The 15,563-nt window shown below is 37.0% G+C and carries 10 protein-coding genes; 2 read left to right on the forward strand and 8 right to left on the reverse strand.

Going from position 1 to position 15,563, the window contains the following annotated elements; genetic code table 11:
* Window positions 1–110: 110 nt before the first annotated feature.
* The 3 genes from Q0940_RS13735 to Q0940_RS13745 all read right to left on the reverse strand — a co-directional run bounded on the left by Q0940_RS13735 (window position 111) and on the right by Q0940_RS13745 (window position 4,276).
* Window positions 111–347 (reverse strand): hypothetical protein, encoded by a 237-nt coding sequence (locus tag Q0940_RS13735; protein ID WP_299269551.1) that lies wholly within the window; start codon window positions 345–347, stop codon window positions 111–113.
* 76 nt (window positions 348–423) lie between these two features.
* Window positions 424–1,386, reverse strand: coding sequence for a zinc transporter ZntB (locus Q0940_RS13740; RefSeq protein WP_299269553.1), 963 nt, complete (start codon window positions 1,384–1,386; stop codon window positions 424–426).
* A gap of 67 nt (window positions 1,387–1,453) precedes the next feature.
* Window positions 1,454–4,276, reverse strand: a complete 2,823-nt coding sequence (locus Q0940_RS13745; RefSeq protein WP_299269556.1) for a DUF748 domain-containing protein — start codon at window positions 4,274–4,276, stop codon at window positions 1,454–1,456.
* A gap of 245 nt (window positions 4,277–4,521) precedes the next feature.
* On the opposite strand from Q0940_RS13745, the gene Q0940_RS13750 reads away from it, so the two are divergent.
* Window positions 4,522–5,412: an FAD:protein FMN transferase gene (locus tag Q0940_RS13750; protein WP_299269558.1), complete on the forward strand. Its 891-nt coding sequence runs from the start codon at window positions 4,522–4,524 to the stop codon at window positions 5,410–5,412.
* A gap of 113 nt (window positions 5,413–5,525) precedes the next feature.
* Here the strand turns inward: Q0940_RS13750 and dnaJ are convergent, their stop codons facing one another.
* The 4 genes from dnaJ to Q0940_RS13770 all read right to left on the reverse strand — a co-directional run bounded on the left by dnaJ (window position 5,526) and on the right by Q0940_RS13770 (window position 13,535).
* On the reverse strand, window positions 5,526–6,671 hold the full coding sequence (gene dnaJ / locus Q0940_RS13755; RefSeq protein ID WP_299269560.1) for a molecular chaperone DnaJ: 1,146 nt from the start codon (window positions 6,669–6,671) through the stop codon (window positions 5,526–5,528).
* A 206-nt stretch (window positions 6,672–6,877) separates the two neighbouring features.
* Window positions 6,878–8,806, reverse strand: coding sequence for a molecular chaperone DnaK (dnaK, locus tag Q0940_RS13760; protein ID WP_299269563.1), 1,929 nt, complete (start codon window positions 8,804–8,806; stop codon window positions 6,878–6,880).
* Between the two features lie 279 nt (window positions 8,807–9,085).
* Window positions 9,086–11,902, reverse strand: coding sequence for a bifunctional [glutamate--ammonia ligase]-adenylyl-L-tyrosine phosphorylase/[glutamate--ammonia-ligase] adenylyltransferase (gene glnE / locus Q0940_RS13765; protein ID WP_299269566.1), 2,817 nt, complete (start codon window positions 11,900–11,902; stop codon window positions 9,086–9,088).
* A 73-nt stretch (window positions 11,903–11,975) separates the two neighbouring features.
* Entirely contained in the window at window positions 11,976–13,535 is a 1,560-nt protein-coding gene (locus Q0940_RS13770; RefSeq protein WP_299269568.1) for a CYTH domain-containing protein, read from the reverse strand.
* A gap of 221 nt (window positions 13,536–13,756) precedes the next feature.
* Between Q0940_RS13770 and Q0940_RS13775 the strand changes: the two genes are divergently transcribed.
* Window positions 13,757–14,497 (forward strand): TIGR04211 family SH3 domain-containing protein, encoded by a 741-nt coding sequence (locus tag Q0940_RS13775; protein ID WP_299269571.1) that lies wholly within the window; start codon window positions 13,757–13,759, stop codon window positions 14,495–14,497.
* A gap of 96 nt (window positions 14,498–14,593) precedes the next feature.
* On the opposite strand, the gene Q0940_RS13780 is transcribed toward Q0940_RS13775, so the two are convergent.
* Window positions 14,594–15,562: a sensor domain-containing diguanylate cyclase gene (locus Q0940_RS13780; RefSeq protein ID WP_299269573.1), complete on the reverse strand. Its 969-nt coding sequence runs from the start codon at window positions 15,560–15,562 to the stop codon at window positions 14,594–14,596.
* Between the last annotated feature and the right edge of the window lies 1 nt (window position 15,563).

The raw sequence follows: 15,563 nt of genomic DNA on the forward strand, positions 1-15,563 counted from the left end.
ATTGATATCGGATTTTGAACTATTCAAAAGATCGGTCAATGGATCGTTAAATATTTCTTAACTGATCGGCATTACAACTTATGTTGGCTTTTTTATGTTCTTTTTTTACTTCAGTCTCCGCCGCCTCCAGCAGACGAATAACCTTCACCATTACTTAACGATGAACCTATTTTGTTTCTAGCTAATGGACGATCTTGGCTACGATAGAATTGCCATATTCCAATTCCGGCAATGACAGGAATTAGCCAAACTATAAATAGTTGAGCTCCTTTTTGGAAAGGTTCCAAATCATCTCTTCTTAATAAGAAGATAGTCACAATTAAATTCATCAAAACAATACTTGTCACAACGGCATACCAAATTTTAAATTCCATAAAATGCCTTTATTTACTAATCAAATACAGGGTGAAAATTTAATTTATCTTAAAACCATTTATTTTTTTTAAACACCCAAACTTGCAGTGAAACTACCACGACGAGCATGAAGCTGAATAGTCCGAAAGCGTATGGATTGTCTGAGCCAGGTATTCCGCCAACATTTACCCCTAACAACCCGGTAAAAAAGCCAAGCGGTAAGAATATGGCAGCTACGATGGATAGCACGTACATGCGTCCATTCATTTGCTCTGCTAAACGATTACTTAATTCTTCTTGGCTTACGGTCGCGCGGTCTTTGATTGAGTCTAAATCTTCTATAAAACGGATTAAGTGATCAGTGGTTTCCCTCAATTGAATGCGTTCTTCTGTGTTAAAAAAGGTGACCTTTTCACTTAATAATTGCTGCATAGCTTCACGTTGTGGCGATAAGTAACGACGTAGGGAGATGATTTGACGACGACAGTCTGACAGTTCATTGCGTAAACCATAGTTGCTAGACATTAAAATAGCTTCTTCAATTTCAGATACTTTATCTTCAATTTCATCAATGGTTCCAGCCATTCTTATAATTAATCGTTCCGTTAAAATACTGACGAATTGAGCTGGCGTTGTTGGGCCTTCTCCTGCATCAAAGTCTGTGGCTATATCTCTGGTTGATAATAATGTGCGGTGACGTGTGCTGATCACTTTATCTTTAGACAACCATAAACGAATAGATACCATATCTTCTGGGTTGCTATTCGCCGCTAAGTTAACACCTCGTAACGAGATAAGAATTCCATCATGAAATACAGACGCTCTCGGTCGAGTTTCATCATGTAATAACGCATCTATAACAACTTGGTTTAAACCACTTTTTTCATTCAGCCAAGAGATAGTTTCCTCTGCTTCATAATCAAAGTGTAACCAATAAGGTTTGTCGGTATTTAATTCGTCTAGTTCGGTAACACGATTACTTGATGGTTCTTCATCAAAGTAATAACCATGTACAAATTTTTTAGGCTGCATCAGCTTTGCTCCTGAGAAATAGCAAGTGTCACAAGTAAACCTTATTAAAGTGGTTTACATATAATTATTAATTAGAAAACGTTAACCTAGGTTTGGCGTCTTTGCCGTTGTCGACTCTTGGTGCACACAATAACAATCTGGAGCTTTTTATCTTGTATTCATCAACCATTAAGTCTTTAAAGTTTTTCATTCGATTCAATGACAATTGATTCAATTTATCTAATTGTTTTACGGTTAACTTCTCGGTACTTTCAATACCAATATCAGATTTAGTAGACAAAGCACAGACGGTAATTTGAGTATCTTCTTTATCTATCATTAATGCTGAGAATTCGTTTAGAAACTCTGAAGCAGACTCAGGTAATTCGTCTTCGCCTGTAGTTAATATCAAATCTTGAAACCTAACCTTAAGAATAAACTCCCCTGCTTGCATGCCAATTTGAACAATACTGGCGTATGGCACAAAGGCATTCATCAAGTATTCTTTGGTGGCCGCCATAGTGGCACGTTGAACTAATAACGACATAAAACCACTTAGTCTAAAATCTGGCGAATTTAAATCACCGTCAATTGGTACGTCTAATTCAATATTACCGTCACTATCTTTTAACATAGATAGTGCGAGATTCACTGGGATAAAACTATCCACCATTATAGAACTGTCATAATCAAAAGATTCCGACAATTCAACACGTGACAGGTTAAGTTGTGCATTACCATTGATCTGTTCACCGTTAATAACAAAGCTACTTACCGTGTTCAAATGGCCACTTTCAATCGCCATAAACTGTTGTACGTACGCTGTGGTTGTGGATAAATCAAACTCGCTCACGGTAATATCAGCTTTAACGTATTTATCTTTTTTGAAGGGCTCGACATCCGCATTAATACTGAATTTTGAATATTGATCAAACGCTCCTGCTACGGTAACTTTGGTCGTTACACTTGGCTTTTCGCTATCAATAGGCTCTAGTGTAAAGGTCGAGACTTTAATGTTGTTACTATAACTTGGTGATACCGAGCGATCCGTTACCGCTAAAATCAGATCATCTGACAAGCTTATTTTGCCAACATAAAAACGAAATGGATTTTCTTGCTCGCTCGCTTTATCTTCTACACCTTTTTCCTGTTTTGTATCTGCTGGCTCCGCCTTTGTGTTTGCTTTAACTGCTTGTGACTCTCCAGTTACTGGTGAAATGTTTACTGTATTACTTGCCGCCTCTTGAGGAGTTTCAGTTGTGGTTGTAGACGAAGGAGAAAGTAATGCATTTAACTGAAGCACAGAGCCATTAGCTTGTTTATTAATAGCTGAGTTCACTTTATTAATATCTACACTGGTAACTAATACACCATTATTGGTTATCTCTATATCCGCTACGCTAATTTTTGCTATTTCTAATAAAGGTGAAAACCCAGGTTTTTCTGGCGCTTTAGTATTATCTGTTTTAGTTTTATCATTTTTCTCTTCATCGGTTTTCTTGTTGCTGCTTTTGTTTTCACTAAGCTCTATAATTTTGTCATTAACCACAACTATGCTGTCAAACTCAATTAAGTCGGTTTGAATAAGATTTTCACCATTTTCTATCACAGCACTGATATTTGGAATATTAAGTTTGGCTAGTTTCAATAGCTCAGTAACACTTTCCTTTGTATTGTCAGATTGTTTATTTTTCTCTGCAGATGTTTCTGGAGCTTGCTCAGCTCTTGTTTGTTCAACGACTAAATCTGTCTGTTCAATGCCGATGCTTGAACGCAAGCTCAGCCCTTGTTGTAAACTGGCAACCGTTTGCTCTGTTTGATTGAATAACGACAATAGTGAATGTGGTGTTGATAACTCTACAGCGCCGTCTTTAAATTGTAAGTCAGAAATGGCGACTTTACGGTTTTCTGTGCCCGTTTGCATTAAAGCAAAGTCGGTTAACTGTAATTGAACACCTTTTATTTGAGACGATATTTTGGACTGATCAAACACAACGTTTTGTTGTAATTGAAATGACAGTAAACCTTCAATGTTATTAAACTCCTTGGTAGTTTCAGTTGCAGTTTGGGTTAAAGCTGATTGAACTGTTTCAACAGGAGTATTAAGTGGCGCTAACAGTGCTGATTTAAACTGATGTAAGTCCAATTTAGTCAGGTTAACTCCGTACTCAAACTGACCAATGCCATCATTTAGTTGCAGCTTAGCATTTAGTTCTAATGGAGCTTGGTTAACAAGTAAGGTGAGCGTTGCAGCGGCTGATTGTTGCAATTGAGAAAGTATAACGTCAGAGATAACTAAATTGTTGAGTTTAATGCTCTGCTTATCTTCAGCTAAAGTGAATAACAGGGTAGCGTTTTTGATTAAAAGTTTTGGGAGCTCAAACTTAGCTGTACTTAACCAGCTTTTTTCTTCTTCAGCTTCAAACTTTGGCTCTTTTTTAGTTTCAGACTCTGGTTTAGATGAGTCAGCAACTTTTACTTCTGTCGGTTTAGTTGCTTTTGTCGGTGCCGTTGATTCCGTAGAAGATGTATCTTGCGACGTTATTAATTCAACTTGGGTAAGGATTTGCTCTAAATCTGCTTGCAAGCCATCTATTTCAAATTTTTCAATAACAATTCTATTCGCCAGTAGTTTAAACAAGCTAACTTCAATAGTTGCTGAGGGGATTGAGAGCAAGCTGTTATTTTCATTCGCCCGAGAGTCTAAAATTTCTAACTGACTAATATAAAGCTGAGAAATAAAAGGATTATAGCGAATGCTAGTTTCTTCACTTAACTGCAAGTTTTTACTTGTTAAAAAAGAAGATAAATAATGATCTATCACTACAGGAGACAAAGTCCAAACAGCCCCATTAACAATAAGGTAACTGGCCAGAACGACTTTAATAATACGAGAATATATTTTTGACATGATTCAACTTTTTTAAATTCAAATTTTAGCCTTGCTAAGAGTAAGACTATTTATGGTTAATCATAAAGTGATTATTTTGGGATTACCATGATATTAATTGTACCTTGCCACATAGCAATTAATTATCCACATTTTTCACCTACTTTCTGGTGTCTAATGAAATAAGTGCCTATAGTTAGCTAGCAATAATATTAAATAAAATTCATCACCAAATAACTTAGCTTTAAAGGATCTACTTCTAGTCTATGACTAATCAAATATCAGTAACTCAGCAAGAAGGACATATACAAGTGGCTTTTACAGCTATGGCTTCTCCTTGTTATTTATTAATTGAAGGTGACGATGTCACCCAACACCAAAAACTAATAAAACATACCATTAAAGAAGTAGAAAGGTTAGAGCAAAAATTATCACGTTATGTACTAGACAGCGTGTGCACTAAGATAAACCTGTCCAATGGCAATCCAGTAGAAATTGATACTGAAACCTACAATTTATTTAAATACGCTCAAGAATTATATGACGTATCCGATGGTTTATTTGATATTACCTCAGGTGCATTAAGTCAAGTATGGACCTTTGATGAAGACTTAGTGACACCAACGCAAGAAGCCATAGACAGAGTGTTACCTTATGTTGGTTGGACAAAAATGACAGTTACACCTGAAGCGATTACATTACCTACGGGCATGGAAATTGACTTTGGTGCTATGGGTAAAGAATATGCCGTTAGCTGCATAGCAAAAGTCGGTCGTGAACTTGCACCGAAACATTCTATATTGATCAACATAGGTGGCGATATGGAGATCAGCCAAAAAAGAAGTGATGGTTTAAAGTGGACCGTAGATATAGAAAGGCATGCTCAAGAGCCACTCAGAGTTAAATTTGATAGAGGCGCAATGGCAACAACTGGTGATTTACATCGCTTTGTTATGATAGATGGTGAGCGTTACAGCCACATCCTCAACCCTAAAACTGGTTGGCCAATAAAACAGAGTGTTTCCACTGTCACCGTTACTGCGCAAACCTGTATTCAAGCAGGCTCTATAGCAACATTAGCATTATTAAAAGGTGACGATACTGAAAGCTTTCTAGAGAAACAAACCGGCATCAAGTATGTTGTAAATCATTATTAATTAGCTGACATTTAAAGTAGCTTTTACACCAATTGAATTAATCGATTATAAATTAAAATAAAAAAACCGACATGATGTCGGTTTTTTATTAAGTGTATTTATTCAAGCTTAGTTTAACTGGTTAAGTCATCAAAAAACTTTTTAACACCGTCAAAGAAACCTTGTTCTTTTGGACGATTTTTTGATGTTTTACCCGACATAGTTTCTTCAAATTGATTTAATAAATCTTTTTGTTTGTCGTTTAAGTTAACTGGTGTTTCAATAATAACTTTACATAGCAAGTCACCAACTGGACCACCACGAACAGACTTAACACCTTTTCCGCGTAAACGGAAAGTTCTGCCTGATTGAGTTTCAGAAGGTATTTTTAGATTAGCTCTGCCACCTAAGGTTGGCACTTCAATCTCGCCACCTAATGCTGCAGTTGTAAAGCCGATAGGAACATCACAATATAAGTTAGTTCCGTCACGTTGGAAAATTTTGTGATCTTTAACGTGAACTTGAACAAATAAGTCGCCGGTACCAGCGCCATTTAATCCTGCTTCACCTTCACCTGCTAGTCTGATCCTGTCTCCAGTATCAACACCTGCTGGAATTTTAACTGATAAGGTTTTAGTCTTTTCAACACGCCCTTCGCCATAACATGATTTACAAGGGTCTGAAATAATCTGACCTTTACCTTTACATGTTGGACAAGTTTGTTGAACAGCAAAGAAGCCTTGACGCATTTGTACTTGGCCTTGACCGTGACAAGTTGTACAAGTTTTAGCTTTAGAGCCTTTATTGGCACCTGAACCATCACAAGGTTCACAAGTTACCCAGGTAGGAACTTTAATTTCAAGCTCTTTACCACGGACTGCATCTTCTAAGGTCATTTCTAAGCTGTAACGTAAATCAGAGCCACGTTGTTGTTGACGTTGACCACCACCTCCGCGACGACCTCCGCCACCAAAGATGTCACCAAATACATCGCCAAAAACATCGCTGTAATCAGCGCCGCCGCCAAATCCACCATGACCTCCGCCGTGACCGTGTTCAAACGCAGCGTGTCCGTGTTGATCGTATTTATGACGAGTATCTTCGTTAGATAATATTTCGTAAGCTTCTTTGACTTCTTTAAATTTAACTTCTAAGTCTTTATCACCCTTAGTACGGTCAGGGTGAAATTTCATCGCCAAGCGCTTATATGCTTTTTTGATCTCTCGTTCTGTGGCGCTTCTCTCAACACTCAGAACTTCGTAATAATCGCGTTTAGACATATTAAAATTCACTCTTTTTTTAAAACAAATAAAGGCGTACTAATGTACGCCCGTATAAAAATCTTTATTTTGAAGCCGCCTAAATTACTATTTTAAAAAGTAATTTAGACGTTCTAGTTGGCTCTAGGTCTAGAAGTAAGCGCGGAGTGTGGTTTACCACATGAGCACTTACGACAACGACATTGAGCCAAATAGGGCGATATCAATTATTTTTTATCGTCTTCATTTACTTCTTCAAACTCAGCATCAACTACATCATCGTCTTGTGCAGATTGAGCTTGTTCTCCACCCATATCTGGACCAGCTTCCTGCGCACCTGATTTAGCTTGTGCTATTTCAGCTAGCTTTTGTGAAGCTTCCATTAGAGCTTTAGATTTAGCTTCAATATCATCTGTTGAACCAGACTTAGATGCGTCTTTAAGCTCAGTGATAGCAGCTTCAATAACTTCTTTGTCTTCAACTGGTAAGTCATCACCAGCTTCTACGATTTGTTTTTCAGTAGCATGTGCTAGAGCGTCGGCTTGATTACGAGCTTGCGCTAGTACTTCAAACTTTTTGTCTTCTTCAGCATTTGCTTCTGCATCACGGATCATCGCTTCAACTTCTTCATCAGATAAACCTGAAGATGCTTGGATAGTGATTTTCTGTTCTTTACCTGTATCTTTGTCTTTTGCAGATACATGTAAGATACCGTCGGCATCAACATCGAATGTTACTTCGATTTGTGGCGTACCACGTTGTGCTGCACGTATACCTTCTAAGTTGAACTGACCAAGTGACTTATTGTTTGCCGCTTGTTTACGCTCGCCTTGTAGTACGTGAATTGTTACTGCTGCTTGGTTATCTTCTGCAGTTGAGAACGTTTGTGACTGTTTTGTAGGAATCGTAGTATTTTTCTCGATTACTGCAGTCATTACGCCACCCATAGTCTCGATACCTAGAGATAATGGACTAACGTCTAATAACAATACATCTTTAACGTCACCAGAAAGAACACCAGCTTGAATCGCTGCGCCAACCGCTACCGCTTCATCAGGGTTAACATCTTTACGAGGCTCTTTACCGAAGAATTCAGTAACAGCTTCTTGTACCTTAGGCATACGTGTTTGACCACCAACTAAGATGATGTCATTTATATCACTTACTGATAAATCTGCATCTTTAAGAGCCATTTTTAATGGTTCTAATGTTGCTTGGATCATATCTTCAACAAGAGACTCTAGTTTTGAACGAGTGATCTTGATGTTCATGTGTTTAGGACCAGAAGCATCCGCCGTTACATACGGTAAGTTAACTTCTGTTGTTTGCGCAGATGAAAGTTCGATTTTCGCTTTTTCTGCAGCTTCTTTAACACGTTGCATTGCAAGAGGATCATTTTTAAGATTAACGCCTTGCTCTTTATTAAATTCTTCAACTAAGTAGTTGATAACACGGTTATCGAAATCTTCACCACCTAAGTGAGTATCACCATTAGTTGCTAGAACTTCAAATGTTTGCTCGCCATCTACTTCATCAATTTCGATGATAGAGATATCAAATGTACCACCACCAAGGTCGTAAACTGCAACAACATTGTCGCCACCTTTTTTACCAAGACCGTATGCTAATGCAGCGGCTGTTGGCTCGTTGATAATACGTTTTACGTCTAATCCAGCAATACGACCAGCATCTTTAGTTGCTTGACGTTGTGAATCGTTAAAATAAGCAGGCACCGTGATTACAGCAGCAGTAACTGCTTCACCAAGATAATCTTCAGCTGTTTTCTTCATTTTCTTAAGAACTTCAGCAGAGATTTGTGGCGGAGCCATTTTCTCGCCTTTCGCTTCAACCCATGCATCGCCATTGTCAGCTTTAACAATTTTAAAAGGCATGATGTCGATATCACGTTGAATTTCTTTATCTTCCCAACGACGACCAATTAAACGCTTGATTGCGAATAATGTATTTGTTGGATTTGTTACTGCTTGACGTTTAGCTGGTTGACCAACTAAAGTTTCACCGTCTTCTGTGTATGCGATGATAGATGGCGTTGTACGATCACCCTCTGCATTCTCAATTACACGAGGTTTGTCACCGTCTAAAACTGCAACACAAGAGTTAGTTGTACCTAAATCTATACCGATCATTCTACCCATGGGATGTTCTCCAAAATTCTGTTATTAGGGGGTTAAATTTGCTTGCTATCTAAGTGGGGTTAGCTAAATGGTTTTCAACTCAAAACATGAAGTTTTTTGCAAAAAACATTAAATTAGTGTGGTTATATCGATTTTTTTATGATTTTTACTAATTATATTGAAAATTTATGCTAAAAATTGGAGCTAAGCGCGTATAAAATGCTGTAATTATCATCATCCACAGTAAACACTTATCTTTAGTCTTTATAATCCAGGCAGATTAAAGGTGCTTATCTAACGTTAAAACAAGCTTTGCCAAATATCGAGTACCTTGTCACGGCTATCTTCTATTTCGTTAAGTTGAGATAGCTTTTCATCACCATTTAATGACGCTGTGTGGTAAAGGCGTCGATACAAAATATACGCATCCACCAGCTCTTTATTATCAGACTCTGAGATTAAATTAAGTTTTGCGGCTTGTTGTAAAATTCTTATATTATCTGGTAAGTCAGTAAGTTCAGGATATTGGTAACTTTTGGATAAGACTAAAAACTGGCTAATAAATTCGATATCAGCAATGCCACCTCTTGACTGTTTCAAGTCAAAAAAGCCTTCTTTTTCTTTATTTAGATTATCAAACATCTTAACCCGCATAGACGCGATATCTTTTTTAAGTAAATCCGCATCTCTTTGTTTAGTTAAAATATCATGACGAATTTGATTAAATCTTTGGCCTAAATGTTCATCTCCGAGAATAAAGCGAGAGCGTACTAACGCTTGATGCTCCCAAGTCCAAGCTTCGGTCTGTTGATATTCTGCAAAGGTTTCAATATTAATAGCTAATAAACCAGATGCACCGGATGGACGTAAACGCGTATCGACTTCATATAATTCCCCCGACAAGGTGCGAGTAGTAAAGATATGCATAACACGCTGCGACAGTTTTAAATAAAACTGCCTAGAATCAATTGGCTTTTTACCGTCTGTTGGCTGTGAGCTATTACAGTTATGAACAAACACTATATCTAAGTCTGAGCCGTAACCTAGTTCGTAACCACCTAACTTACCGTAACCAATAACACCAAAGTTTTTATGTTCAAATGAACTACCAACAGGATAACCATATTTAGCAATCATCTGCGCCCAAGCAATTTCAACCGCGAAATTTAAACACACACTGGCTAATTCAGTTAAGTGATCGCTTACTTGCATTAAGTTCATCACACCTTGAACGTCACAAGCGGCGATGGCCAATTGGGTGGATAATTTAAATTGGCGTAACACTTCCATTTGTAATTCTAAGTCGTCCGGTTCAACGCGTAATAAACTGCGTCTTAAATCTGAATGGTAACTTGTCAATTCTGCTGGGGAGTAAAGTAATTTGGGATCAATTAATAAGTCGAGTAGTAAGGGAAATTTTGTTAGCTCTTTTCCGATGAAGTGACAAGAAGTTACCAGTTTAACTAATTGCGTTCTAGCACCTTGGTTTTCATCTAACAATTCTAAATATGTGGTTCTGGATGCAATTTTTTTAACTAAGTTAAATACCGCTGTAGCTTGGTCTAACTTTATATTTTGTGACTCGCACTCGGCAAATAACAGAGGCATTAATAAGTCCAACTTATCTTGCCCACGACTGCCACTAACCGAGTTGGCTAGCTCTTTTTTCAGTTGCTGAATAAGTACAATATCCGCTTCATCTTCAGACTGTTCATCACTGTGCAGCCAAATATCACGCCACTTACTAATTAAGTGATCTTCTTGTTGGTTAGAGTCTTGCGGTGTTTCACCTATTACATTAATAAATACGTGATTTATTTTTTGACTATGTTGTTTAAACGCCTCTAAAAATGCAGACCAAGAGTCCAATTTAAATAGCGTGATTAATGCAAGTTGCTTTAATTCATCCTGTGGCAAGGTTTGAGTTTGCTCATCTGCAAAAGCTTGTAAATACTGTTCACATTGACGTAACCACAAATAACTGGTTTTAAGCTGCTCAGACTCTTCTACGGTAAAAACAGATAACGCGACTAGTTCAGGTAAGGTTTTTAATAGGCTTTGTTTTTGTAACTGTGCGTCTTTGCCACCACGTAACATTTGCAACGCTTGGACAATAAATTCAGCTTCCCTAATTCCGCCCTCACCTAATTTAATATTAAGCTTAAGGTTTCTGCGTTTTACTTCTTGTTGTATTTGCAGTTTCATCTTTCTAAGAGCATCAATCACGCTGTAATCAATATAACGACGATATACAAAGGGTTTCAACACTTGTAGTAATAATTGCTGCTGCGTCTGTTCTGTGTCGGTAATAGCAGAGCTTAAACCTAAAGGCCGTGCTTTTAATAATGCGTAACGTTCCCACTCGCGACCTTGATCTTGATAATAATCTTCAAGTGCATCAAAGCTACTAACTAACGGGCCGCTATCGCCAAATGGCCGTAAACGCATATCGACTCTAAAAACTCGACCATCTGCGGTAACCGAGTCGAGCAATTGAATTATTTTTTGCGCCATTTTTGTGAAGTAAATTTGGAAGTCTTCACTGCGACGTCCTGTACTGGTTTCACCTTTTTCGGCATAAGCAAAAATCAGATCGATATCGGAAGAGAAATTCAGTTCACCGCCACCTAATTTCCCCATACCTAGAGCAATTAAAGCTATTTCATTGCCTTGCGGATCAAGAGCTAATCCGGAACGAGCTGACATTTGTATCTTCACCCACTCTCTCACTAACAGATAAAATTGGTCTGCCAAATTAGATAGGTTTGTCATTGTGGATTCAATTGTTTGTAGCTTAAGAAAGTCTCTTGCGGCATACACTGACATAACAAAATGACGAAAGCTTCTTAGCTTATGTAGAAAACTTACTTCATCTAACTGTAAAGATGCTTGATCTATAAAAGCAATCTCAGTTAATAACTCGCTCTGGTTATTCAGTGTTAAAAAGTATTCAGCAACATTTTGATAACGTTGACAGGTTTGAAAGATAAACTCGCTAACCCCTAATAAGGTCAAGGTAACTTGAGTGCCTACTTCGGTGGCGTTAACGTCTGGCCATTTTTCTAATACGCTTTGTAGGCGTAATTCAGCTTGCGAGCTTAGTTCTTGTGGCAACATATAGATTTATTTCCATCATCTGAATCAATCGTTAAAATAGTCCCTGTTATGCTAAAGGCTACTTACTCTGCTTTTACCAATACGGTTTTAGTTTAGTTGTTGCAATAACCGAAGCATCCAAAGCCATTTGTAAGCTTTGTTGTTTTGACTGTAGCCATTTAATTGCTGACTTTTCATCATCATCGTCTTTAGTATTAGCTAATAATATTTGCTCTGACTTTTGTAATAAAATGGTTTCTTCAAAGCCAACCATCAGATTTAATAGATGACTGCGGAAGTTTTTACGTTCTTCACAAACAAACAGACTATCCACACAAACACCCGTTAATAACACTTTAGTTAATGGCAAAAATGTTGACTCTACGCCTGATATATTGGTTTGTTTAGGCAAGGCTAACAATGCCTCTTTTAATGTAATCCAATAATAATCCAACCAGGTTTCTGATACTTCAACCATAGGAATTGTTAGTTGATTTAAAGCATCCAAAGGCATTTCATTACGCCATTGCTTTTTATTTATCCATTGAATAAAGCTCAAAAACAAATGGTTATACTCAGTTGAGCTAAATTTACTGAGGGATTTTTCAATTTTATCATCTGGCATTTTGATAGAAGCCAATGTAGAGCGTAAATATTCACTTTTATCTATGTCTTTTCTATATGGGCTTTTTCGTCCAGTTAATTGCTCTAACTGATAAAATGCTTCAATCCAACTATGGTCGCCTCGACATTGCTTAAATTGCTCAATGTATTTTTGGCATTGGCTATTAGGTAAGTATTTAGAAAATAATTGCAGTATGTGAATAATTAATGAAAAACCATCGAGTACCCGACGTAACGACTTTAACGTTTTCTTCTGGGCAAACACAACTTCATGATGCTGAATAAAGTTTATTGCGTAACTAAGCAATTTAATAAAAGCGGGTTCTATTTGCTGATCATTAGAAAGTTGGCAAAGCTCTAAATTTTTACTTTCCAAGACAATATCTTGCGCTAGCATGTAGCCTCTAGCCGCTTTACTTAAATAGCCTAATTTGGCATTTATTTTTGTCGTTAAGTAAGTCGCAATTTCTATTAGGTCGGAGACATCACCACTAACAATTTCTAATTCAAACTCTGAAATTTCTTGTTGGCGAACTTCACCTTCTTGATTAACTTCAACATAACCTTTGTCTAACACACATTCAACAACTGCCCCATTGGCTGTTGTTATTAACCATATTTGTCTAGTAAAATTAGTTTCAAATACTTTGGTTAATCGAGACTGAACATCTTGCGCCACAAAACCTTGTGGCCAAATAGATGGAGAGAATAAAGTTAAATCAGCAAATACAGACTCGGTATTGGTATTATTTAGCGCTTCAGTGTATTCAGGACGCTGTTGCAATCCACCGATATCTTTACCCGCTAACTTGATAGTTTGTTCCATACGGCAACTGCCGTTGTCAGCTTCACTACGGCGGGTTCGTAAACCAAAATCCCACTGACGAAGTGTATTATCCTGAGTGTCGTAATAGGCATTTGACAATTTCAGCGTAGGTTTATGCTCAATCTGATACTGGCTATCTTCTAATGTCTTAGATAACAACGAACTATCAAGGCTTGATACTAAAAACTTTAATTCAATTTCCATTTATGTGACTTTTTCTTATGGTAGGAAAAGTTAAGTAATGTGCAGGTTACCTAACCATTAAACTAAACTCAATATTTTCCATTGCAGCTTATAAAGCTAATTTAATTAATAAAAACTAAAGTTGCTTCTACAGACTAAACAATAAGTACTTGAACTCCCTTGCGTAAAAACCTAACATCAAGGATAGATAAATTTTTAGAACTAAAAATAAGATACTTGCAATGGAAAATAAACGAATAAAGCTAACTATCGCCATGCTACTTTGTGGCTTAACTCTATCAAATTCTGCACTTGCAGAACCAGAAGTGGAGCCTACTGAGCCGGAAACTAAAGCAATAAATGCTGAAGAAAAAACAGACGCGGCATCAACTCCTGAAACTGTAGCAGTTCCTGCAGTAGTAGCGGAAACAGTTGAGAAAAAGAGCCCAATAGTTAAAGTCACTCCATATGAAATGTTTATAAGTGATGAATTATTTGTATACATTCACTCTGGTAGTAGTAGCCGTTATCGCATTATTGGTCGTGTTCCAGCGAGTGACAAAGTAACGGTTATCACAAAAAATGTGAATACCGGTTGGTTAGAAATAAAATTAAGTGATAACAAAACAGGTTGGATAGACTCAACTTTGTTAGTAGATACTGCAGGAGTAAAGGCTAAGCTAGCTACAGCTAACGCCACAATTAAAGACTTAAACGTTAAAATGTCTAAACTAGGTAAAGTATCTACCGATGATTTAGAAGTTTTAGAAACTGAGATAGCTCAATTAACAACAAGCAACTCAACGTTATCAGAAAAATTATTAGCCGCAACAACTGAAAATGAAACGTTACGAGCTTCAGTTGAGCAAATAGATGAAACAAAACGTATTTTAGCTAAGCTATATGATGTTGGTGCCGTGTTACTTGGTGTATTTTTTGGTTGGTTATTAACTCGCCGTAATAAACAAAAACAGTGGAACTAAGTTTTTCTTAACAACTTATACCTAAGAAATAAAAAAGCTCAGTCATAATATTATGAACTGAGCTTTTTATTATCTATCGATTTATTCTGCTGTATTTTATTCAGGCTGTGTATATATTTCTACTTTATTTCGGCCTGACATTTTTGCTTTATATAATGCTGAGTCCGTTACTTCAATCCAGTTCTGATGTGAACTCAATTCACCGGTAAATTCAGCTATCCCCAAACTTATTGTAAATTGGAATTCAAATTCATTATAAGAAACAACAGATTCCTCAACCATAATCCTTAAACGTTCTGCAAATATGTAGGCTTCTTTTGCTGTAGTACCCGTTAAAATAACGCCGTATTCTTCGCCACCATAACGTCCACCAATATCGGTTTCTCTTAAATTTTTCTTCAGTATTTTAGCTAAATGCAAGATAGCTTCATCACCGCCAGCATGACCGTATGCATCATTCACTTTTTTAAAGTGATCAATATCAAATATTAATAAACTACTAACCGTTTGATTACGACGTTGGCGAGAAAATTCTTTTTGTAAACATTCTTCCCAGTAACCGCGGTTGTTAAGATTAGTTAATCTATCCGTTTGGCTTAGACGTTGCAGCTCATTATTGGCTTCTTGTAACTCTATTTTTGAAATAGCGACATCGGTAACATCGTAAATAATGATACACAAGTGAGTAACATCACCAGTGATATTAGTCAGTGGAATAAAGGTTGCGTTTTGATACATAAATGGAGCAACACTGGTTATAGGGCGATAATTTTTAAATTTAAAAATATGTGCGTGTTGTTCCCAAATGGTAAATGCTCTATTTTTTAAGACAAAAACAGGGTCAATTTTTTGTAATAACCATTCTTTGTCTAACATAGGAAAGGCATCAAATAATACTTTATCCCTTACTTCATAAGGCAATAAACCACTATGGTTTTCCATAAAGCCATTCCAGACCTGAATTTTGTAATCTCGGTCTAATACAACCAATCCAACATCTACGGATTGGAACATATCCATCATCCAATGGATTTCTGATATTTCTACTGTCGCTTTTTCACTCATA

Source organism: uncultured Psychrosphaera sp., from assembly GCF_947500655.1.
Taxonomy (GTDB): Bacteria; Pseudomonadota; Gammaproteobacteria; order Enterobacterales; family Alteromonadaceae; genus Psychrosphaera.

Coding starts and splice junctions, on each gene's coding strand:
- dnaK (WP_299269563.1), bottom strand. CDS start 8,806: ATGGGTAGAATGATCGGTATAGATTTAGGTACAACTAACTCTTGTGTT.
- dnaJ (WP_299269560.1), bottom strand. CDS start 6,671: ATGTCTAAACGCGATTATTACGAAGTTCTGAGTGTTGAGAGAAGCGCC.
- Q0940_RS13745 (WP_299269556.1), bottom strand. CDS start 4,276: ATGTCAAAAATATATTCTCGTATTATTAAAGTCGTTCTGGCCAGTTAC.
- Q0940_RS13775 (WP_299269571.1), top strand. CDS start 13,757: ATGGAAAATAAACGAATAAAGCTAACTATCGCCATGCTACTTTGTGGC.
- Q0940_RS13750 (WP_299269558.1), top strand. CDS start 4,522: ATGACTAATCAAATATCAGTAACTCAGCAAGAAGGACATATACAAGTG.
- Q0940_RS13780 (WP_299269573.1), bottom strand. CDS start 15,562: ATGAGTGAAAAAGCGACAGTAGAAATATCAGAAATCCATTGGATGATG.
- Q0940_RS13740 (WP_299269553.1), bottom strand. CDS start 1,386: ATGCAGCCTAAAAAATTTGTACATGGTTATTACTTTGATGAAGAACCA.
- Q0940_RS13770 (WP_299269568.1), bottom strand. CDS start 13,535: ATGGAAATTGAATTAAAGTTTTTAGTATCAAGCCTTGATAGTTCGTTG.
- glnE (WP_299269566.1), bottom strand. CDS start 11,902: ATGTTGCCACAAGAACTAAGCTCGCAAGCTGAATTACGCCTACAAAGC.